Below are 20540 nucleotides of genomic sequence, written 5' to 3' on the forward strand. Positions count from 1 at the left end.
AAATTAAAAGTTTAGGGTTTTCTATTTGTATCTTGTTATTAATTAAAAAAACAACATGAGAAAAATTATAGTATTAGCCCTCTATTTTGTGCTATGTTCTTTAACATTGCATGTACAAAGTATTGGAATCTGCAGGGTTAAAGAAACAAAAGATGCATTGGAATATAGTTTTGTATTTCCAAAAGAAAACATCCCTAAACTTCATAGTTCATTAAAAAACTACAATGATGAGCTCAAAGATTTATTGATGTTACAAAATCTAATTCAAGAAAACATTGGTATTAGCATCAATGATAAAACAGTCCCTTTGGTATACAACACTACCATTTCGGAAGCGAAATTCATAACCCTCAAATTCAAAACCACTAAAGACAAAAAAATAAACTCGTTAAATATCAAAAATAAAGGACTTACTTTCCTAAATGACCACCATACTTCTTTTGATTTTTGGTTATACCTTCAAAACAAAAAACGTCTTTTCAAACTGAACGAAGATCACAACTCTATAAACGCTACCTACTAATGAAAACTTTACAACTAATTTTTTGCTCAATAATATTTATAAGCTCCTCTAGCTATGCTCAATGCGATTCTGCAGTCATTTTTGCCGAAGAATCGGAAAATGCAGTATGCACAGAGATCTCCGGAAACGTAAAATATGTATATGCTAACTCTATTCCAAATCATGCTGCCGGTGGTCTCAATGGGGGGTTTAGTGTTTTAGGTCAAGATGATACCTGGACTATGTGTGCCTACCCAACCTTGGGAGCAAGCACTACGCAATTGTATGGAGATGATGAAGCTCAGGGATGTAATACTGATGGATCCTATAAATTTGGTGTTGCCGAAAACGGTGTACTATACGCGCCAAGCTCTACTGAATATTTTGAAATTTTAGATTCAGAAACTGGCATTGCAACCGGCGAATATAACTACGATTGGAATATTGAAGCCGTAAAAGCTTTTGGTATGAACTCTCAGGGCGCACATTTGAATGCGAAAGGCGAATACCATTACCATTCCATTGCAACTGATTACTTCACAAAAACCACCGGTGTAAACTTAGGAATCGATGGAACTGCATTCTCTCCTATAGTAGGATATGCGGCAGATGGCTATCCGGTTTATTACAAATACGCATACACAAACGCAAACGATAGTAATAGCCCTATTATAGCGTTTGATTCTGGGTGGCAACTAAAATCTGGGAATCGACCAGGAGATGGCTTTTCCGCCCCAGGAGGAGCCTATGATGACGAATCAAACGATGATAATGGAGATGATGGTTTGTATATTGAAGATTATGAATTTGTACAAGTGAATACTGACTTAGATGAATGCAATGGTCGATACGGAGTTACACCTGATTACCCACAAGGTACGTATTACTATATACTTACTGATAGTTGGCCATATATACCTAGATGTTTTAAAGGAGCACATGTAGATGAATCCTTTTTGATAGGCCCCTCTAACGTATGCCCAGATTCATCCGCAGACACAAGTTGCTCGGCGAGTCCATCTTTAGCTGTACAAAAATTAGATTTTGTAAATAAAATTAAAGTATACCCTACGGTCGTAACTACCTCTTTCAAAATCCTAACACCAACCACAATCCCTGAGGGAGTTTACCAAGCTGAGTTATTCAATAGCATGGGAACGTTAATTTTGAGCAAAGAGAACCTTAAACAGCAAAATGTAATAGGTTTAACGGATGGAATATATTATCTAAAAATCTCAATAGCAAGTACCAGTGTGATTAAAAAAATTATCATTAACAAGCAAAACAACCTTTAAACAAAGGTGTGAGTACATAAGCTACATATTACCTTCAACATCGTGGTAAATAGTATCACAAAAAAAGCCTAAGAGATATTTCTCCTAGGCTTTTTTTGTAAAATAAAAATTTCAATCTAATTTTTAATTACCTGAATAATACCAAAGTCCGTTTTCACAGAGTATATTCCAGAAGGCAAAAATGTAACATCAATTGACTTTCCTCCAGCAGGGGAAGCAACCAATCTACCTGTTACATCAAAAACAGAAAAGACAGAACTTTCTTTTCCAAAATTTACAATTCCTTGTGTTGGATTAGGATAAGCCCCAATAGATGGAGACTGCTCAAAATCTTCTATACTTAACAAATCAATTTCCGCTTGCGACTTAACTGAAATCAATTGATTATCGCTTGCTCCTGCTCCTCCAAAAACTTGCATATTTGTGTCACCTCCTTTGTAATAAGCTAAATAGATCAAAACTCTGTAAGACTTAGTTTCATCAGAGGATAAATCTTGAGAACCAGGGATGGTAATTGTCCCTGTTGGATCCGCATAGGAAGGTCCAGCACCATCCACAGTAATCCAATCGCTACCTAGATTTGCATCTGCAGCAGCATCATATGCTTTTTCTTGAAAAGCTACTAACGTAAACCATTTTGTATCGGGAACACCATCAGTTGATCCTAAAGTATAATCAATAGTGTAACTCAACACATCACCTGGTTTCACAACATATTCTCCTGATAGTAAATAATCTGATTTATTGGTCCATGTAAATGTTGGAGGAACGATTTGTGCATAGCTTAACATACCAGAAATCAAAGCAATAATGAGTGTAATTTTTTTCATAATTTAAATTAAGTTTTAGTTATTCTTCTAAAATAACACATGCTTAAATCCGCTCAAAACCAAAAGCCCAAATGTGAAGATCAAGTCTATTAAATACCTTAAAATAATAACACTAGTCAACTACCTCCTAGACAATTAACTGTCTAAACTAGACAACTAGACAGTTTTTAAAATAGGTTATAAGCAACAAAAATTGTAATTTGCTAACTCTTAACCCCTAAACCTATGGCACTTCACAAGCACATTATTATTGGAGTTGATTTTGATGGTACCATCGTTGAAGACAACTACCCAAAAATTGGAAAAGAACAACTATTTGCTTTTTCAACTTTAAAAAAACTTCAAAGTGCAGGGCATCGATTAATTTTATGGACCGTTAGACATGGAGAGAAATTAGACGAAGCTGTGGAATTTTGTAGCGCAAACGGAATTGAATTTTACGCTATTAACAAAAACTATCCCGAAGAAATTCAGGATGGCAAAACCTCTCCTAAAATCTATGCTGACTTGTTTATTGATGATCGAAATGTTGGTGGCTTTATTGGTTGGGGTAAAGTACATCAAATATTTTTCGAAGATACACCTCAATTGAAAAAGAAAAACAAAGGTTTTTTCTCCTTTCTGAAAAAATAGAACTTCTTACATCATAATAATTTTTAATTTTCCGATTAAAAATATTTTATTTAAAGTAACTTTGCGCTCAGAAAAACATAGCCTTTATGATAACTATAAAAACGTTAGAAGAAATTGAATTGATGCGCGAAAGTGCACTCATTGTATCTAAAACATTAGGAATGCTTGCTACTGAGGTTAAACCAGGCGTTAGCACTTTACATCTAGATACTTTAGCAGAAGCTTTTATTAGGGATCATGGAGCAGAACCTGGCTTTTTAGGCTTGTATGATTTTCCAAATACGCTTTGTATGAGTCCCAATGCTCAAGTAGTTCACGGAATTCCAAATAAAGATCCTTTAGTTGAAGGAGATATTATTTCAATTGATTGTGGTGCCTTGAAAAATGGTTTTTATGGAGATCATGCTTATACCTTTGAAGTAGGAGAAATTGATCCTGAAACTAAAAAACTTTTGGAAGTAACGAAACAAAGTTTGTACGAAGGTGTTCGTCAATTCAAAGCAGGTAATCGTGTTGGAGATGTAGGTTATGCGATTCAAAAATACACAGAAGACCGTGGTTATGGAGTTGTAAGAGAATTAGTAGGTCATGGATTGGGTCGTGTAATGCACGAAGACCCTGAAATGCCAAACTATGGAAAAAGAGGACGCGGAAAAAAATTCACCGAAGGAATGGTTGTTGCCATAGAGCCGATGATAAACATGGGTACTAAAAGCATCAATCAGTTAAATGATGGATGGACCATTTTAACTAAAGATGGTAAACCTTCTGCTCATTTTGAGCATGATGTTGCGATAGTAAACGGAAAACCAGAATTACTTTCTACCTTTAAATACATTGATGAAGCTTTAGGTATAGAAACCAATGCGGAAGATGAATTCAGAAGTGTACCACTTGTACTCTAAATATGCTCCTGAATGTCGCTTTTTAAACTTATTTTAAATACCATTCCTAGGCCATTTTTAATAAAGATGAGTTATTTAGCCCAACCTTTTGTAAGTTTTTACCTAAGGGGGGATAACTTTACAGATCCAATAGATGGCAAGTCATTTAGAAAATTTCTTCCCTATGGATACGGCATACAACGAGAAAATGTACTTGCCCCTGGAACGCTTTCTTTAGAAAGACACCGCCTATTATGGTTGTATCTGAAAAGCACTAATTTTTTCTCAAAAAATCAAAAGGTATTACATGTAGCTCCAGAGCAATGTTTTTATAAGCTTTTTAAAAAACAAAAAAATCTAGACTACCTTACCACAGATTTATATTCTCCTTTGGCAGATGTAAAAGCAGATATTTGTGCGCTCCCTTTTAAGGATGATTCTTATGATATAATTTTTTGCAATCATGTGCTAGAACACATCAACGATGATAAAAAAGCAATGCAAGAATTATTTAGAGTTTTAAAACCAGGAGGAATGGGAATTTTTCAAGTCCCTCAAGAATTGGACAGAGAAAAGACCTATGAAGATTTTTCTATTACAGATCCGGAAGATCGCAAAATTCATTTCGGACAATACGACCATGTAAGAATATACGGAAAGGATTATTTTAACAAACTTAGAAACATTGGCTTTCAGGTATCAGAAATAAAATCTTCGGACCTCGCTAGCAACGAAGAAATTGAGAAATTTAGATTAGCCCCTTCTGAAATTTTACCCGTTTGTATCAAACCCTAATGAGATTTTAAAAACTCATCTAAGCTTACTAAAGAAGTACCTTCTTTTATAATTTCATTTTTCTCATTCACAAACTGATAAGTTGAGTTACTCTTAACAAGAGCAGTAGTACCTTGATAAATTCCATTTTTATTTATTGGTTTTTGGATAGTACTACCTTTTTCATTCAACCAAAAAGATTTTCCATTCTCACCAATTGCCTCTACTGCTCCGTTGTGTAGGGTTCCTAGATATTTATAACTGCTAGAAGAAACGATAGCACCACCTAAAGAAATATAACCGAATAAGCTTCCATCTTCATTATAAAAAGCACTGAAACCTCCTAAATCACCACCAAAACTTAAATATTCCTTATCTATTTTGATTTGATTCTCTTTATTAAATTTTTTAATGACTTTATGATCTTTCCAATACTGATAATACTCAGACAAGTTTGTCGTACTTTTATAATTCTTTGCGTCTAAATCATACACTAAAACACGTTTCGAGTTATTTGGATATGTGACTAATAAATTATTCTCTCTAGGCAACATCACTTTCCCGTAATTGGTAGACAATGGATTAAAACTTGAAACATTTGGCAAAAGTATTGCTTCCTCTGAATCCGTTTTATAAACCATCACCTTTGAAAACTGATTTTTTAAACCTTCCATTAAAACTACCTTACCATCGTAATGATAAAAGTTTGTATAAGCAGCCGGCTTGACTAATTCAACTCCCTGATCATTAATAATACCGAAAAAACCTTTTTCGTTCTTAAATACAGCTACACCATTTTTATCAAAAGAATAAATAGAATCAGCCAAAACTGACATTTCCGCTGATTTTTGATACCACAATGTTGTCAAGGAATCAATCCTACGCTCCTCTTTTTTCCTTAATAATTCAGCCGCCAGAAGCTCCGCTTTTATTTTGTTCTCTGCTTCAATTTTTTCTTCAATATCTACGTATAAATAGAGTACCTCATTATATCGTTCTGAACCTTTATCTGTTGTGAGATTAAAATATTTCTTAGCATGCTCTTTAGCTACTGGGTAATTTTCTAATTGAAAATAAATCATTGTCCCAATTTCTTCCATTTTAGCGGTAGATTCATTACCCAATAAGTTCTTCGCTTTATCAAAATAAACCAAAGCCTTAGACAGCTCTTTGTTTTCCAATTGCTCTTCAGATTTCACCAAATATATCTCTGCAATCTCAGCACTAGATTGCCCATAAAACTGAGAAGAAAAAAACAATAAAAGAAAGAGAATTCTGTACATATAATTTGAAGTAAACAACGGTTATTAAAAAAATACAGTTCCTAATTTACTAAAAAAAACTCTAGCACAAAAGTTACTCGTTTAGTGTGAAGTTAGAAAACTCTTGCGTTTCTCCGCTGTTGTCCAAATAAATAAGGAATACTTTTAATTCTTTGTGATGTTTTATAAACTTTTTAGTTTCTTCATAGCCCATAGCCATAAAAGCGGTAGCATAACCATCTACATCCGCACAGTCCAAATCCGCAATCACTGTGGCACTTAACAAATCTCTTTTCGCAGTATAGCCGGTTTTGGTATCAATTGTATGTACATATTTTTCACCAGTAAGTGAATCGATCTTAAACTTTCTATAATTTCCGGAAGTAGCCATTGCCTCATTCTTTAATGACACTATTTGTTGAAGTGATCTTGAACCATCAAAATTTGGTTTTTCAATACCTATTCTCCAAAACTTTCCAGAAAAATTTTTCCCTTTGGCACGGACCTCTCCTCCAATCTCTACCAAATAATCTTTAATGTTTTTCTCATCAAGAAACCTAGCAACAACATCTACACCATATCCCTTTGCAATTGCATTAAAATCCAAATAAATTTTTGGATCCTTTTTTGTAACACAACATTCCGTTAACTGAACCTTATCATAACCAACTAACTCAAGAAGTCCCTTAATCTTTGAATCCTTGATTTCTCTCATTCCTTTTTCTGGCCCAAAGCCCCATGCATTTACTAAAACACCTATTGTAGGATCAAAAACCCCATCTGTCTCCAGATAAATTCTATTTGCTTTGTGATAAACTTCTTTAAAATAGGTATCTACTTGAACATTCTCTTCTCCAGAATTTATTCTAGAAATATCAGATGTTCCATCGTAAGTTGATAAAGACGCATTCACCAATTTGAATAGGCTATCAATACGAATTGCATAATTCTCACTGTGCTCAGACAAATAAGTAATATGAAAACTTGTACCGAAAACATTTCCCTCTAATTTATACTCTTTTGGCTTGATTTTTGCACATGAATTGCAAATCATTAGGATTAACAAACCATTTATTAACATTTTAAATTTCATCATCTTGTGTAAATCAATTAATTATATCTTTGAATATTGAACTTTTAAGTTCTTTTATATAGATATTTTAATATATTTGCACAAATTAAATCATTTTACTCAAAACCATGAAAAAACTTATAGCATTATCTACAATCTGCGTATTATTATTGTCTTCTTGTGTTTCTAAGAAAAAATACACTGACTTACAAAACGCAAACAATGATACAAACCAAGAATTAGCAGCGGCTAAGACTGATTTGAACGCTTCTTCTAATGAATTAGAAAAAGAGCAAGCTAAGAATGCTGCTTTAGAAGATAAAATCGATTACTTGTTAAAAGGAAACGAAAAAACATTAGAATTCGTAGATAACTTAACTGTTATTTCTAAATCTGCTTCAGATAACGTAAAAGAAACTTTAGAGCAATTAGGAAAAAAAGATGAGTACATCAAACATATCCAAAATGCAAACTCTAAAAGAGATTCTATCAATTTAGCGGTAGCTTTCAACTTAAAGAAAGTTTTAGACGAAGGTTTAAACGACGAAGACATTCAAGTTAATATCGAGAAAACTGTTGTTTATATCTCTATCAACGATAAATTATTATTCAACTCTGGATCTTACACTGTATCAAACAGAGCTAAGAAAGTTTTACAAAAAGTTGCTGATGTAATCAACGAAAGACCAGAAATGGACGTTATGGTTGAAGGACATACAGATTCAAGAACTATCAACACTGAAATCTTAGAAGATAACTGGGATTTATCTGTAAAGCGTGCAACTTCAGTTGTTAGAACTTTGCAAAAGAACTACAAAGTAGCACCTGAGAGATTGATCGCAGCTGGTAGAAGTAGTTATGATCCTTTAGTAGAAAACAATTCTGCTGCAAACAGATCTAAAAACAGAAGAACTAAAATCATTATCCAACCTAAATTGGATCAGTTCTTAGAATTATTAGAAGAAAAGAACTAAGAATTTATAATTCTTATCAGAATAAAAAAAGCTCCTTCAAATGAAGGAGCTTTTTTTATACCGATATATAAGGTTTAACCATGAATTGTTTCGCTCTTACCATACTTAGAAATAATATCATTTTCAAAAGCCAACCACTCTTTCCATCTTTTATCAACATCCGTTCTACCACCATATTTTCTGGCATAACCAATAAAAGTAGTATAATGCCCAGCTTCACTTATCATCAATTCTCTATAAAAAGAAGACAACTCTTTATCCTTTATATTTTCTGACAACACTCTAAAGCGCTCACAGCTTCTAGCTTCAATCAAAGCAGAGAACAATAACCTATCAACCAAAGCATCTTCTCGAGTTCCACCCTTTTTCATAAATTGATACAACTCCCCTACATAGGGATCCTTGCGCTCTCTTCCTAAAACACCTCCTCGCTTTTTGATAATTTCGTGCACCATTTCAAAATGCTCAATTTCCTCCTTAGCAAGTGCTAACATATCAGAAACTAAATCTGTTAAATTTGGATTAAAAGTAATAATGGTAATCGCATTCGTAGCAGCTTTTTGCTCACACCATGCATGATCCGTTAGAATTTCATCAATATTCTTTTCTACTATATGTACCCACCTTGGATCTGTAGGTAATTCTAAGTGTAACATTTTTCCGTCCTTCATATTGCAAAGATATTATTCTAAAAACAAAAAGAGGATGTTTTTCAACATCCTCTTTTTTAATCGAATAAATTAATTCTTATTTCTTTTTAGTAATATCTTTCTTATAATAACTCGGAACGGCGTTTTCATAAAATTGATCTCTTAACTTATGATAGCCTTTATAGCCGATCATTTTCCCAGGAATATTATCTTTATTCCACGTTTCCCATGACAAACGTAAAGATTTAGCTTTCTTACTCTTTTTGGCAGCCATGTCATTTTCTTCTGAAACATCTTTTCTTAAATAAAACAATTCCGGTTTTTTACTATCATGATCTTTTACATGTTTTACACCATCAGCATCTAAAACCGACCACTGTTTCCCGTTAGACCCACGCCAATAAATTGCTTCGTGCGGGGCTTGCTGTTTTTTAGACATTGTAAATGGTATTAAATTCACACCTTCCATCTTATTTCCAGCCAATGCATCACCTCCTGCTACTTCCACGGCGGTTCTACCAATATCCAAAGAATTTACAGGATAATCGAACACAAGTCCTGCCGGTATTTTATTTGGCCAACAAGCCATAAAAGGCACATGTACTCCTCCATCATATAAATTACCTTTCCCTCCTCTAAACGGAGCATTGCTCGAACCATTCCCTTTTGTCGGACTTTTTTCAGATGACTGAGGTCCACCATTATCACTCAAAAAGAAGATCAACGTGTTTTCAAAAATTCCATTTTCCTTTAGAGCACCAATAACCTCACCAATCCCTCGATCCATCACATCAACCATTGCGGCATAAACACGACGCTTTTTATCCTTTATATGAGAATACCTCGCCACATCTTCTTTTGGAGCTTGCAAAGGCATATGAGGAGCATTGTAAGCCACATACAAAAAGAAAGGATCCTCTTTATTATCATTTACGAATTTTACCGCATCTTTACTCAAAGCAGTTGTCAAATAGCCTTCAAAATCAGCGGGTCTTTTATTTCTCTGCAAACCTTGAAGATAAGCCTCCCAAACTCTTTTCGTCAAATCAATTCTAAAATAATCATGACCACCTCCAAGAAAACCATAGAAATAATCAAAACCTCTATTATTAGGATGAAATTGTTCTGCAGTTCCTAAATGCCATTTTCCAATAGCACCTGTAGTATACCCAACTTCTTGCAATCTTTCAGGAAACAATACTTCATTCTTATCGATTCCCATCATAGGGTTTGCGGGATCGTAAGCTGGATTTGTTTCAAACCCAAAGCGATAAGGATATCTACCAGAGAGTATAGCAGCTCTACTGGGGCCACAAAAAGGATGATTCGCATACCCTTGTTTAAAAACAACACCCGATTTTGCCAAAGCATCTAAGTTTGGGGTTAAGATATCTTTTGCTCCAGTAAAGCCTGCATCTTGATAACCCATATCATCTGCCATAAACACAATAATATTGGGTTTATCTGATTTTCTTTGCGCATTTATACCATAACATAATACGAATACTACAATTAATATATAATTCCTTTTAAATTGATTTAAACAAGTCATCTGTTACCATTTATATTAGATTGCAATTTAACTCAACATGAATACATCGTACAAATCAAATGTTTATTTTACTACCACTCAAGTTCAAATTCAGAAAATAAAGGGTTAAAATTTGACATAAAAAAAGGGGATGTTTTTCAACATCCCCTTTTCTAATCTTATTATCGCCTAGATACTTTTTGCTAAGAAATCTCCTACTTCTATCGTTCCATAAGCTTTAGCTCCATTTGCTAAATCTTCAGTAACAACTCCTTCAGACAATGCTTTATTTACTGCATCTCTAATAGCTTTACCTTCTTCTTGTAAACCAAAGTTTTCAAACATCATGGCAGCAGATAAAACTGTAGCCATTGGATTTGCAATATTCAAACCAGTAGCTTGTGGATAAGATCCATGAATAGGCTCAAACAATGCAATATCAGCTCCCATAGAAGCAGATGGCATTAATCCCATAGATCCAGATATAACAGAAGCTTCATCCGTTAAAATATCTCCAAACAAGTTTTCTGTAATCAATACATCGTAAGAGTTTGGCCACTGAACCAAACGCATCGCTACAGCATCAACAAATTCATAAGCAACTTCAACCTCTGGGTATTCTGCTTCTAAACCTTGCACTGTTTCTCTCCATAAACGAGAAGTTTCTAAAACATTGGCTTTATCAACACAACATAATTTTTTTGAACGAGTCATTGCCAATTCAAATCCTTTTCTTGCCAAACGAGTTACCTCTTCTTTTGTGTATACACAGTTATCAAATGCAGTATCTCCACCGTCTCTTCTTCCTTTTTCTCCGAAGTAAATACCTCCTGTCAATTCACGTAAAAAAACCAAATCAGTTCCTTCAATACGCTCTTGTTTCAATGGTGATTTATCTAATAAAGATGGGAATGTAAAAGTTGGACGCACGTTAGCGAACAAACCTAATGCTTTACGCATTTTCAATAATCCCTGCTCTGGACGAACTTTTGCAGAAGGATCATTATCAAAACGAGGATGACCAATTGCTCCAAATAAAACAGCATCAGAAGATTTACAAATCTCATGCGTTGCATCTGGATAAGGTTCTCCAACTGCATCAATTGCAGCTGCTCCAGTTAAAGCTGGCTTCCAAGTAATCTCATGACCGAATTTACTTGCTACAGCATCTGATACTTTTACTGCCTGATCAATTACTTCAGGTCCGATACCGTCTCCGGCTAAAAGGGCAATGTTTAATTTCATTTTCTTATTATTTAATTATTTTGTTAGTGACTAACACTAAAACATTTTATTTATTATGACATTTCAAGAATGTTCAACATTTTTTGAGTTGCTTTGATGGCAGACACTGTCTGGTCTACATCCAAACCACGAGTAATGAATTCTTTTTTACGATTTTTCCAAGTTATGATCGTCTCGCAAAGAGCATCAGAATTTGATCCTGGAGGAATCCTTACGGCATAATCGGTTAGTGTAGGAACCGTTTTGTCAGTATGCTCCGCATAAACTTTTCTCAAAGCATTCATAAAAGCATCAAATTGTCCATCACCACTCGCATTTGCTTCAAACAACTTCCCGTTAATTCTAAGCGAAACCGTTGTTGATGGTTTCAACCCTTTTGCATGCGTCAACACATATCCTTCTACCACCACATTTTCTTCCCTAGAACTGCTGTCTAAAACATCCGAAATGATATAGGGTAAATCCTCCTGTGTTACCAACTCTTTTTTATCCCCGAGCTCAATGATTCTCTGAGTGACTTTTTTCAAATCATCATCATTCAACTGCAAACCTAAATCCTGTAAGTTTTTCTGGATATTCGCTTTTCCCGAAGTTTTACCTAAGGCATATTTACGTTTTCTACCAAAACGCTCTGGTAATAAATCGTTAAAATACAGGTTCTTTTTATTATCCCCATCTGCGTGAATTCCAGCAGTTTGCGTAAACACATTTGCTCCTACAACTGGCTTGCTAACCGGAATTCTGAATCCAGAAAAGTTTTCAACCAGCTTACTTACTTTGTTCAAAGAAGATTCATTTACCGCAATCTCAACATCCGGCATAAAATCATTCACCACAGCAACAACAGAAGCCAAAGGAGCATTTCCTGCTCTTTCCCCCATTCCGTTTACTGTTAAATGCAATCCATTTGCTCCGGCATCGATGGCCTCCATAACATTGGCCACACTCAAGTCGTAATCATTATGAGCATGAAAGTCAAAATGCATCTCTGGATAGGCTTCTCTTAACTCTTTCACAAAAGAAAAAGACTCTTTCGGTGTAAGCACTCCTAAAGTATCTGGTAACAAAACACGCTCTATTTGTTGTGTAGAAAGGAATGTTAAAAACTCAAATACATATTCTTTAGAACTTCGCATTCCATTACTCCAATCCTCTAAATACACATTGGTTTGAATCCCATGTGAAGCAGCTAAACTGATAGAAGATTCAATATCTGAAAAATGTTGTTCTGGAGTTTTCTTTAGTTGATGCGTAAGGTGATTCATAGATCCCTTAGTCAATAAATTTTGCACTTTAGATCCAGATTCTAGCATCCATTCTATGGACTTACCTCCATCTACAAAGGTCAATACCTCAACCTTATTCAAATAATTATTCTCAGAAGCCCATTTAGAAATTTCTTGAACCGCTTCTAACTCACCCTTAGAAACGCGAGCTGATGCTATCTCAATCCGATCTACTTTTAATTCTTCAAGTAATAATTTTGCTATGGTTAATTTTTCAGAAACAGAAAATGACACTCCAGAGGTTTGTTCACCATCTCGAAGTGTAGTATCCATGATTTCAATTTTTCTTCTGCTCATTATTTTGAAAAATTTTTATTATTATTTTTTCATGATTGCTTAAAAATCAAGAGTGCAAAGATAAAAAAAGGGATTTAGAATTTAGCATTTCAGAAATAGAAATATGCCTCAACCTATATATAGGACAATATCTCCGTTTAATCAAATTAGAACCTAAGAATACTTTATTTTTTGTACTAGCAGAAGCCGATAAACCGTCGTAATTCCCTAAAATATTTTACACACAAATGAGTCATTTGAATATAATTTACTCCTAAATGAGTTAATAAAGAATATTCTAAACATGAAAAGAATCGATTTTTGAAAAAAAATTAAATATAAAAAACTACAGTTGTTTACTCGCATTACCAATTTTACTCTTTTTATTATTTTCATGTTCCGAAGAGACGACAGAAGAAATTATTACAACTGATGAACTAACAAATTTCAATTTTGATAAAACATATCTTTTTATAGATAAAACTGCAAATCTATTGCTTTACAATATTGAAAATGCACCAATTACACAAGTTATTGCCGCTAACATTACAATTACTAAAGTTAAGACGTTTCCAGCATAATTATTGATTAGAGAAGAACATGGTCTAGTGAATACTAATACCTAAAACGAAAATGTAATTACATCAAAAAAAGCGTTTCTCAATTTAGATAAACGCTTTTACAATTACACGTAGAGTAATAGGTTTTACAATCTATTCAATAATCTCATCATTAATAAATGGATAGTCATGATATTCAGGGATATTTTTCAAAATATCTGAGGTTATATTTTCATTTGAGAAATAAACAATTGAGGCATCATACCCCTCATCAACATCTACACAAGCCTTTCCACATGAATCACAATATCCTTCTGAATCGTAATCGGCAGAATACGTAAAATACTTATTACCTCCTTCCTCAATCATCAAACAAAAATCTGTATTGTAAGAAATATTTATCCCTTCATAAAAATTAATATCTCCATAATAACCACTAATTTTCTCACTCCATTTAGCTGATTTTGAAATATTTATTTCACTGCCTTTTAGAACATTATGAATCTCTGTCTCCAAAACCTCTAAAGTTTCTGAATAAATTTTTACAACAGAAATTTTAACATCTATTTCCTCTTTATCTGTATTATTTACGAATGTAAACCCGACCTCATACTCTTCGCAATCCCACAAATCTTCAATGATACCACACTGGACCAAAAGGAAACCAAACAAAATTAACACAATTCTTTTCATAGCTTTTTTTATCAAATTTATATAAAAAAAAACGACTTGGCTATATATATAGCCAAGTCGTTTAAATTATTAAAACTTGTACTTTCTTAGAAAGGACGAGTTTCTGCAAATGCTGAAATTTCTCCTTCGATATTTTTTAAATAATCGATATCATCAAAACCATTCAACATATTTCCTTTTTTATATCCATTGATCACAAAAGATTCAGACTCCCCTGTAGCAACCAAAGTTACTGTTTGTTTTGGTAAATCAACTGTAATTTCAGTTTTTGGATCTGCTTCAATTGCAACAAATAACTTGTCTGCGAATTCAGCTGAAACTTGAACTGGTAATACACCAACATTCAAACAGTTATTTTTAAAGATATCTGCAAAGGCAGAGGAAATCACGCATCTCAATCCGAAATCGTATACAGACCATGCGGCATGTTCTCTAGAAGAACCAGAACCGAAGTTTCTACCTCCTACTAAAATTTTAGACCCTGCATATTTTTCTTGATTTAAAGGAAAATCAGCCTTAGGTGTTCCATCTGCATTGTATCTCCAGTCACGGAAAAAGTTAATGTCAAAATCTTTACGCTCTGTTGCTTTTAAGAAACGAGCAGGAATGATTTGATCTGTATCCACATTCTCAGTTGGTAATGGATAAGCTGTACTTGTTAATACTTCAAATTTATCGTAAGCCATTGTATTCTATTTTTAAGCGTTTAAGATTGTTCTTGGGTCAGTTACTACACCTTCAACAGCAGAAGCCGCAGCTACTAATGGAGAAGCTAATAAAGTTCTTGATCCAGGTCCTTGACGACCTTCAAAGTTTCTGTTTGATGTAGAAACTGATAATTTCCCTGCAGGAATTTTATCATCATTCATTGCCAAACAAGCAGAACATCCTGGCTCTCTTAAAACGAAACCAGCGTCTGTAATCACTTTATCTAAACCTTCTTCTTTTATTTGATCTACTACTTTATGTGATCCAGGAACTAACCAAGCAGTAACATTTGCCGCTTTTTGGCGTCCTTTTACAATTGAACAGAAAGCTCTAAAGTCTTCGATACGACCATTAGTACAAGATCCAAGAAACACAAAATCAATCTCTTTTCCGATCATAGAATCTCCTTCATTGAAGTCCATGTATCCTAGAGATTTTTTGTAAGTTTCAACACCACCCTCTACATTTTCAGCATTTGGAATATCTTGAGTTACTCCGATACCCATTCCAGGGTTTGTTCCGTAAGTAATCATTGGCTCAATATCAGAAGCGTTGTAATTGAATTCAACGTCAAACTCAGCACCTTCATCAGTACTTAAAGTTTCCCAATATTTCATTGCTTTGTCCCAATCAGCTCCCTTTGGAGTCTGAGCACGACCAGCTATATAATCAAATGTTTTTTGATCCGGAGCAATCATACCACCACGAGCACCCATCTCAATAGATAAGTTACACACAGTCATACGACCTTCCATAGTCATATCTTCAAAAACATCTCCTGCATATTCTACAAAATAACCTGTAGCTCCAGAAGTAGTTTGTTTTGCGATGATATATAATGCAACATCTTTAGGAGTAACTCCTAAACCTAATTTCCCATTTACGTTGATACGCATTTTTTTAGGTTTCGGTTGCATAATACATTGAGTAGACAATACCATTTCAACCTCAGAAGTTCCAATTCCAAAAGCAATGGCACCAAAAGCACCGTGCGTTGAAGTATGTGAATCTCCACAAACAATTGTAGCACCTGGTAATGTAATTCCATTTTCAGGACCAACAACGTGTACAATACCATTATTAACATCACCTAATCCCCAGTGAGAAATACCATGCTTTTTTGCATTGTTTTCTAAGGCTTGTAATTGATTGGCTGATAAAGCATCTTCAACAGGTAAGTGTTGGTTAATTGTAGGTGTATTATGATCTGCAGTTGCAAATGTACGACCTGGATATACAACACTGTTTCCTCTACTCTCTAATCCTAAAAATGCTACTGGACTAGTTACCTCATGGATAAAATGACGATCGATAAAGAATACATCTGGTCCGTCTTCAACGCGACGAACAACATGTGAATCCCATACTTTGTCAAATAATGTTTTTGCCATTTTTATGTTCTTTTTATTTATAAGTTTTCAAAAATACTATTGTTATCTTTTTTTATCGGATAAATGTTTAATTCTTTACTGTATCCATTCTTAAAAAAAATCGACACAAATCCATATAAAACAAAGACTTAAGCCCTTCTTCATTACGATGTCTAATCTCAAAATGAATTGATTTTAAGCTTCTAAGACAAAGAAGGACGGCAAATTTACGAATTCCTTATTACTATGACGAAGTTTCTTGACTTTTGTTTTAAATCACCTCAATAGAAAAAAAACTTAAAATGCCATAACATCAATATTAACATAGGCTAATGAATAGTTTCCTACCCCTATTTACATCATTTCCAAATAATTAATTTTTACTTTTTTTTTTATTTCTGAAAATTTCTATTACTTTTGGTAAACCAATTTGGATATCCAGTTTGGATTCCCAATTTGGAAAACCAAAAAAAACAACCTTTAAATCCAATATTATGAAGAAAAAATTACTTTTAAAAAGTCAACTTTTACCAATTTTACTTGTGGCTTTCTGTTTTCAATATGGAACGAGTCAAACAAACCTTGTTTTAAATGGAACTGGAGATGAATTCCAAAACGAAACTTCTGATAATGCAGATTCATTCGACATGACCCCAAATAGCACTGTAAAATTAGATGCTGATGCAGGAGCTACTTCTGCCAGCCCTTACCGTGCGTTATGGAACAATTCTACTTTGGAGACATATATTGAAAACACCTACACAACAGATCCAGGAGATGCCTTTGGGGTGGACGAACAACCTGGTTCTTCAAGTGATGGATCATACGTAGATGGTATCAAAACCAGAGGTGTAAAACTATATGATGATGCAGATTCTGCGCCTATTATAACTACCTCAACTCGTCGACTATATCAAAAAGTCGCTGTAACACCAGGGGCAAATTACACTTTCTCTATTGATTCTCGCTCAGAAAGCGCTGGAGTACCATCAGAGGTCTTTATGTTAAATGAGGAAATCACTACTGAAGCAGGTCTTGATAACGGCGCTGCAGATTCAAGAGTTGATGCTTATTTAGAAATCACAAACGATGAAAACTCAAGCAAAGGTTCTGCCTCAACAAATACTTTCACAACAAATAGTTTCAGTTTCACAGCTTCAGGATCTTTTGTAGTAATTTATGTTAGAGCATTAAATGCGATAAGTAAATCCACAGAAGTATTTTATGACAATATCTCACTAATTGAAAATGCTGGTGCTTCAGTAGAAGATGTATTCGCTGCTAATTTCTCAGTATATCCTAACCCAGCAAAGGATGTATTAAAATTTACATCAGAAAACAACATTGATCAAATTCAATTGATCGATCTTACTGGTAAGGTGGTAATTGCTGCATCAAACCTTAGCACTAACTCTATAAATATATCTTCTATATCTAACGGAATTTATGTTTTAAAAATTACTAGTGGAAACATTACAGGAACTACAAAAATCGTCAAGCAATAAGTTCACATAGATTAGATTTAGAACTTCCTAGATTAACTCAATTTGAGATAGTCTAGGAATTTTTATATCTTCTATCATAAATAACTCCCCCACAATTCTAATTTCAAAAGAATATTTGTTTTGAATAAAAATAAAGAGTATTTTTGGTAAACCAATTTGGATAACCAATTGTTGTTTTACGATTATCCTACAAAACCATTACAAATTAAACACAACTACGATGAAATACATTTGTACCCTACTGATCACCATCATAACTCTCATAGCTTGTAATGGAAAAGACAACAAAGAACACACTACGCAAGTAAACAATGAGCACCCTCGCTTGATTTTAACGAAACAAGGGGTAAAACAAATAAGACAGCAATTAGGTCAAATTCCAATTTTTGACAATTCACTAAAGAAAGTAAAAGCAGAAGTTGATGCAGAGATTAAAGCGGGTATTGATACACCAATTCCGAAAGACTATTCTGGAGGGTATACGCACTCTAGACATAAACAAAACTGGTTTGTTTTGCAGAAAGCAGGACTTTTGTATCAAATTCTTGAGGATGAAAAATATGCCAAATATGTAAAAGACATGTTAATGCAATATGAGCAATTGTACAAAACATTGCCTTTGCACCCAAAAACAAGATCCTACGCCAGAGGGAAATTATTTTGGCAAGCCCTGAATGATGCAAACTGGTTAGTTTATGTGAGTCAAGCCTACGATTGCATATACGATTACTTAACAGAAGAAGAGCGTAACAAACTTGAAACAAACTTATTCAGACCTTTTGCCGACCATATTTCTGTAGACAGCCCACAATTTTATCAAAGAGTTCACAATCATAGCACATGGGGAAATGCTGCGGTTGGAATGATCGGATTGGTCATGGATGATGATCTTCTAATTCAACGCGCTTTATACGGTATCAAAGGAAAAAAAATGGACAAAACTGCTAAAGATGATGATGGCGGTTTTATCAATAAAGACGGAAAAGCAGGATTTTTAGCAAATATAGAAGAACCTTTTTCTCCAGATGGATACTACAATGAAGGCCCCTATTATCAAAGATATGCGATGTATCCGTTTTTAATCTTTGCGACAGGGTTACAAAATGTAAAACCAGAATTAAAAATTTTTGAGTACAAGGAGGGAGTACTTTTAAAATCTATCAATGCGCTATTAAATTTATCAGACGCAGATGGTGATTTCTTCCCATTGAACGACGGTCAAAAAGGAATGTCATATTACACAGAAGCACTTGTGACTGCCGTAGATATTTCATACAAATATGGGAACAAAGATCCAGGTTTGTTAAGTATTGCCAAAAAACAAAATAGCGTTTTGTTGGACGACTCAGGTTTGGCTGTAGCTTTAGATATTAAAAATGGAAAAGCGAAACCCTTTGAAAAAAATTCCATCAACCTATCGGATGGCCCAAAGGGAAAACAAGGTGGTGTTGCTATTTTAAGGAATCAAAATCTAGAACTGGTATTCAAATATGCTTCTCAAGGCTCTAGCCATGGACATTATGATAAATTATCCTACTCTTTATATGAAAATGGAGAGGAGGTAATTCAGGATTATGGATTATCACGTTATGTAAACATCGAACAAAAAGGAGGTGGAAATTATCTAAAAGAAAACAAAACTTGGGCAAAACAAACAATTGCTCACAACACGGTTACTCAAAATGAAACTTCTCATTACAAAGGTAAATATGAAATAGGAAGTCAGAACCATCCAAACCTATCCTATTTCGCTATAGACAACACAGAAATACAAGCGGTTAGTTCAAAAGTATCAAACACATATAAAGGTACAGAAATGCTAAGAACAATGGCCTTGATAAAAGACAAGGATTTTGAAAAGCCTTTTGTCATTGATATTCTAAAGGTATCCTCTGAGACAAGTAATAGATACGATCTTCCCATTTACTATTTTGGTCAAGTAATAAGTACTAACTTCAAATACACAACACCTAAAAACTTACAACCTTTAGGTAGTAAAAACGGTTATCAACATTTATTTATTGAAGGCATCGGAAAAGCCGAAAACGAAAACTGCAAGTTTTCGTGGTTTCACAATCACAAATTTTACACATTAACAACTGAAACAACTTCTAAAGATCAATTACTTTTCACTAGAATAGGTGCTAACGATCCGAACTTTAATTTACGTAGAGATCCTTCTTTTATGCTTAGAAGAGACAATACCCAAAACACAATATTTGTTTCGGCTATTGAATCACATGGGAGCTACAGCCCCGTCACAGAATCGGCTATTAACTCAAAAAGTAATATCCAAACCATTAAAACAATTTTTAACTCGGATGATTACACGGCTATTTTAATACATACAGTATCTGGTGAATCAAAATTATTTATCACAGTAAATTCAAATACCTCTCATCTAGAAACACATAGTTTAAAAATATTCAATAAAAATTACACATGGACTGGTCCATATTATTACGATAAATTAACTCTAATTAAATAAAA

18 protein-coding genes are annotated in these 20540 nt (G+C 34.1%); 8 read left to right on the top strand and 10 right to left on the bottom strand.

All coding sequences use genetic code 11. From position 1 onward, the window contains the following. Positions 1 to 55: 55 nt before the first annotated feature. Both AC2DZ0_RS09330 and AC2DZ0_RS09335 read left to right on the top strand, forming a co-directional pair. Complete coding sequence (locus AC2DZ0_RS09330; protein ID WP_484641451.1) at positions 56 to 523, top strand: hypothetical protein; 468 nt, start codon at positions 56 to 58, stop codon at positions 521 to 523. Next, positions 523 to 1797: a YHYH protein gene (locus tag AC2DZ0_RS09335; RefSeq protein WP_484641452.1), complete on the top strand. Its 1275-nt coding sequence runs from the start codon at positions 523 to 525 to the stop codon at positions 1795 to 1797. The genes AC2DZ0_RS09330 and AC2DZ0_RS09335 overlap by 1 nt, the downstream gene beginning before the upstream one ends. A gap of 116 nt (positions 1798 to 1913) precedes the next feature. Here AC2DZ0_RS09335 and AC2DZ0_RS09340 read toward each other — a convergent pair whose 3' ends face one another. Continuing rightward, positions 1914 to 2627, bottom strand: coding sequence for a T9SS type A sorting domain-containing protein (locus AC2DZ0_RS09340; RefSeq protein WP_484641454.1), 714 nt, complete (start codon positions 2625 to 2627; stop codon positions 1914 to 1916). Positions 2628 to 2852: 225 nt separating this feature from the next. On the opposite strand from AC2DZ0_RS09340, the gene AC2DZ0_RS09345 reads away from it, so the two are divergent. The 3 genes from AC2DZ0_RS09345 (at position 2853) to AC2DZ0_RS09355 (ending at position 4939) form a co-directional block, all read left to right on the top strand. Continuing rightward, on the top strand, positions 2853 to 3260 hold the full coding sequence (locus tag AC2DZ0_RS09345) for a BT0820 family HAD-type phosphatase (protein WP_484641455.1): 408 nt from the start codon (positions 2853 to 2855) through the stop codon (positions 3258 to 3260). Between the two features lie 86 nt (positions 3261 to 3346). Continuing rightward, positions 3347 to 4165 carry a type I methionyl aminopeptidase gene (gene map, locus AC2DZ0_RS09350; protein ID WP_484489791.1) on the top strand — a complete coding sequence of 273 codons (819 nt, stop codon included), beginning with the start codon at positions 3347 to 3349 and terminating at the stop codon, positions 4163 to 4165. Positions 4166 to 4177: 12 nt separating this feature from the next. Next, positions 4178 to 4939, top strand: a complete 762-nt coding sequence (locus AC2DZ0_RS09355; protein WP_484641456.1) for a class I SAM-dependent methyltransferase — start codon at positions 4178 to 4180, stop codon at positions 4937 to 4939. On the opposite strand, the gene AC2DZ0_RS09360 is transcribed toward AC2DZ0_RS09355, so the two are convergent. Further along, positions 4936 to 6201 carry a hypothetical protein gene (locus AC2DZ0_RS09360; RefSeq protein ID WP_484641457.1) on the bottom strand — a complete coding sequence of 422 codons (1266 nt, stop codon included), beginning with the start codon at positions 6199 to 6201 and terminating at the stop codon, positions 4936 to 4938. The genes AC2DZ0_RS09355 and AC2DZ0_RS09360 overlap by 4 nt on opposite strands. A gap of 73 nt (positions 6202 to 6274) precedes the next feature. Continuing rightward, positions 6275 to 7276, bottom strand: coding sequence for an FAD:protein FMN transferase (locus AC2DZ0_RS09365; RefSeq protein WP_484641459.1), 1002 nt, complete (start codon positions 7274 to 7276; stop codon positions 6275 to 6277). A 104-nt stretch (positions 7277 to 7380) separates the two neighbouring features. Between AC2DZ0_RS09365 and AC2DZ0_RS09370 the strand changes: the two genes are divergently transcribed. Continuing rightward, entirely contained in the window at positions 7381 to 8226 is an 846-nt protein-coding gene (locus AC2DZ0_RS09370) for an OmpA/MotB family protein (RefSeq protein ID WP_484489795.1), read from the top strand. A 74-nt stretch (positions 8227 to 8300) separates the two neighbouring features. Here AC2DZ0_RS09370 and AC2DZ0_RS09375 read toward each other — a convergent pair whose 3' ends face one another. The 7 genes from AC2DZ0_RS09375 to leuC all read right to left on the bottom strand — a co-directional run bounded on the left by AC2DZ0_RS09375 (position 8301) and on the right by leuC (position 16566). Continuing rightward, positions 8301 to 8882, bottom strand: a complete 582-nt coding sequence (locus AC2DZ0_RS09375; protein ID WP_484492494.1) for a MiaE family protein — start codon at positions 8880 to 8882, stop codon at positions 8301 to 8303. Positions 8883 to 8973: 91 nt separating this feature from the next. Continuing rightward, positions 8974 to 10428, bottom strand: a complete 1455-nt coding sequence (locus AC2DZ0_RS09380; RefSeq protein WP_484641461.1) for a sulfatase-like hydrolase/transferase — start codon at positions 10426 to 10428, stop codon at positions 8974 to 8976. A 168-nt stretch (positions 10429 to 10596) separates the two neighbouring features. After that, on the bottom strand, positions 10597 to 11652 hold the full coding sequence (leuB, locus tag AC2DZ0_RS09385; RefSeq protein WP_484489797.1) for a 3-isopropylmalate dehydrogenase: 1056 nt from the start codon (positions 11650 to 11652) through the stop codon (positions 10597 to 10599). 53 nt (positions 11653 to 11705) lie between these two features. Continuing rightward, positions 11706 to 13235, bottom strand: a complete 1530-nt coding sequence (locus AC2DZ0_RS09390; protein WP_484489798.1) for an alpha-isopropylmalate synthase regulatory domain-containing protein — start codon at positions 13233 to 13235, stop codon at positions 11706 to 11708. A 692-nt stretch (positions 13236 to 13927) separates the two neighbouring features. Beyond that, positions 13928 to 14467: a hypothetical protein gene (locus AC2DZ0_RS09395; RefSeq protein WP_484641462.1), complete on the bottom strand. Its 540-nt coding sequence runs from the start codon at positions 14465 to 14467 to the stop codon at positions 13928 to 13930. 86 nt (positions 14468 to 14553) lie between these two features. Further along, positions 14554 to 15153, bottom strand: a complete 600-nt coding sequence (gene leuD, locus AC2DZ0_RS09400) for a 3-isopropylmalate dehydratase small subunit (RefSeq protein WP_484489801.1) — start codon at positions 15151 to 15153, stop codon at positions 14554 to 14556. A gap of 12 nt (positions 15154 to 15165) precedes the next feature. Then, on the bottom strand, positions 15166 to 16566 hold the full coding sequence (leuC, locus tag AC2DZ0_RS09405; RefSeq protein WP_484489802.1) for a 3-isopropylmalate dehydratase large subunit: 1401 nt from the start codon (positions 16564 to 16566) through the stop codon (positions 15166 to 15168). A 473-nt stretch (positions 16567 to 17039) separates the two neighbouring features. Between leuC and AC2DZ0_RS09410 the strand changes: the two genes are divergently transcribed. Both AC2DZ0_RS09410 and AC2DZ0_RS09415 read left to right on the top strand, forming a co-directional pair. Continuing rightward, positions 17040 to 18050 (top strand): T9SS type A sorting domain-containing protein, encoded by a 1011-nt coding sequence (locus tag AC2DZ0_RS09410; RefSeq protein ID WP_484641463.1) that lies wholly within the window; start codon positions 17040 to 17042, stop codon positions 18048 to 18050. Positions 18051 to 18270: 220 nt separating this feature from the next. Beyond that, positions 18271 to 20538 (top strand): alginate lyase family protein, encoded by a 2268-nt coding sequence (locus AC2DZ0_RS09415; protein ID WP_484641465.1) that lies wholly within the window; start codon positions 18271 to 18273, stop codon positions 20536 to 20538. The last annotated feature ends 2 nt before the right edge of the window (positions 20539 to 20540 follow it).

The organism is Flavicella sp. IMCC45668, from assembly GCF_057219105.1.

Coding starts and splice junctions, on each gene's coding strand:
- AC2DZ0_RS09345 (WP_484641455.1), top strand. CDS start 2,853: ATGGCACTTCACAAGCACATTATTATTGGAGTTGATTTTGATGGTACC.
- AC2DZ0_RS09370 (WP_484489795.1), top strand. CDS start 7,381: ATGAAAAAACTTATAGCATTATCTACAATCTGCGTATTATTATTGTCT.
- AC2DZ0_RS09365 (WP_484641459.1), bottom strand. CDS start 7,276: ATGATGAAATTTAAAATGTTAATAAATGGTTTGTTAATCCTAATGATT.
- AC2DZ0_RS09380 (WP_484641461.1), bottom strand. CDS start 10,428: ATGACTTGTTTAAATCAATTTAAAAGGAATTATATATTAATTGTAGTA.
- AC2DZ0_RS09415 (WP_484641465.1), top strand. CDS start 18,271: ATGAAATACATTTGTACCCTACTGATCACCATCATAACTCTCATAGCT.
- AC2DZ0_RS09355 (WP_484641456.1), top strand. CDS start 4,178: ATGTCGCTTTTTAAACTTATTTTAAATACCATTCCTAGGCCATTTTTA.
- AC2DZ0_RS09330 (WP_484641451.1), top strand. CDS start 56: ATGAGAAAAATTATAGTATTAGCCCTCTATTTTGTGCTATGTTCTTTA.
- leuB (WP_484489797.1), bottom strand. CDS start 11,652: ATGAAATTAAACATTGCCCTTTTAGCCGGAGACGGTATCGGACCTGAA.
- AC2DZ0_RS09410 (WP_484641463.1), top strand. CDS start 17,040: ATGAAGAAAAAATTACTTTTAAAAAGTCAACTTTTACCAATTTTACTT.
- AC2DZ0_RS09340 (WP_484641454.1), bottom strand. CDS start 2,627: ATGAAAAAAATTACACTCATTATTGCTTTGATTTCTGGTATGTTAAGC.
- map (WP_484489791.1), top strand. CDS start 3,347: ATGATAACTATAAAAACGTTAGAAGAAATTGAATTGATGCGCGAAAGT.
- AC2DZ0_RS09360 (WP_484641457.1), bottom strand. CDS start 6,201: ATGTACAGAATTCTCTTTCTTTTATTGTTTTTTTCTTCTCAGTTTTAT.
- leuD (WP_484489801.1), bottom strand. CDS start 15,153: ATGGCTTACGATAAATTTGAAGTATTAACAAGTACAGCTTATCCATTA.
- leuC (WP_484489802.1), bottom strand. CDS start 16,566: ATGGCAAAAACATTATTTGACAAAGTATGGGATTCACATGTTGTTCGT.
- AC2DZ0_RS09390 (WP_484489798.1), bottom strand. CDS start 13,235: ATGAGCAGAAGAAAAATTGAAATCATGGATACTACACTTCGAGATGGT.
- AC2DZ0_RS09395 (WP_484641462.1), bottom strand. CDS start 14,467: ATGAAAAGAATTGTGTTAATTTTGTTTGGTTTCCTTTTGGTCCAGTGT.
- AC2DZ0_RS09375 (WP_484492494.1), bottom strand. CDS start 8,882: ATGTTACACTTAGAATTACCTACAGATCCAAGGTGGGTACATATAGTA.
- AC2DZ0_RS09335 (WP_484641452.1), top strand. CDS start 523: ATGAAAACTTTACAACTAATTTTTTGCTCAATAATATTTATAAGCTCC.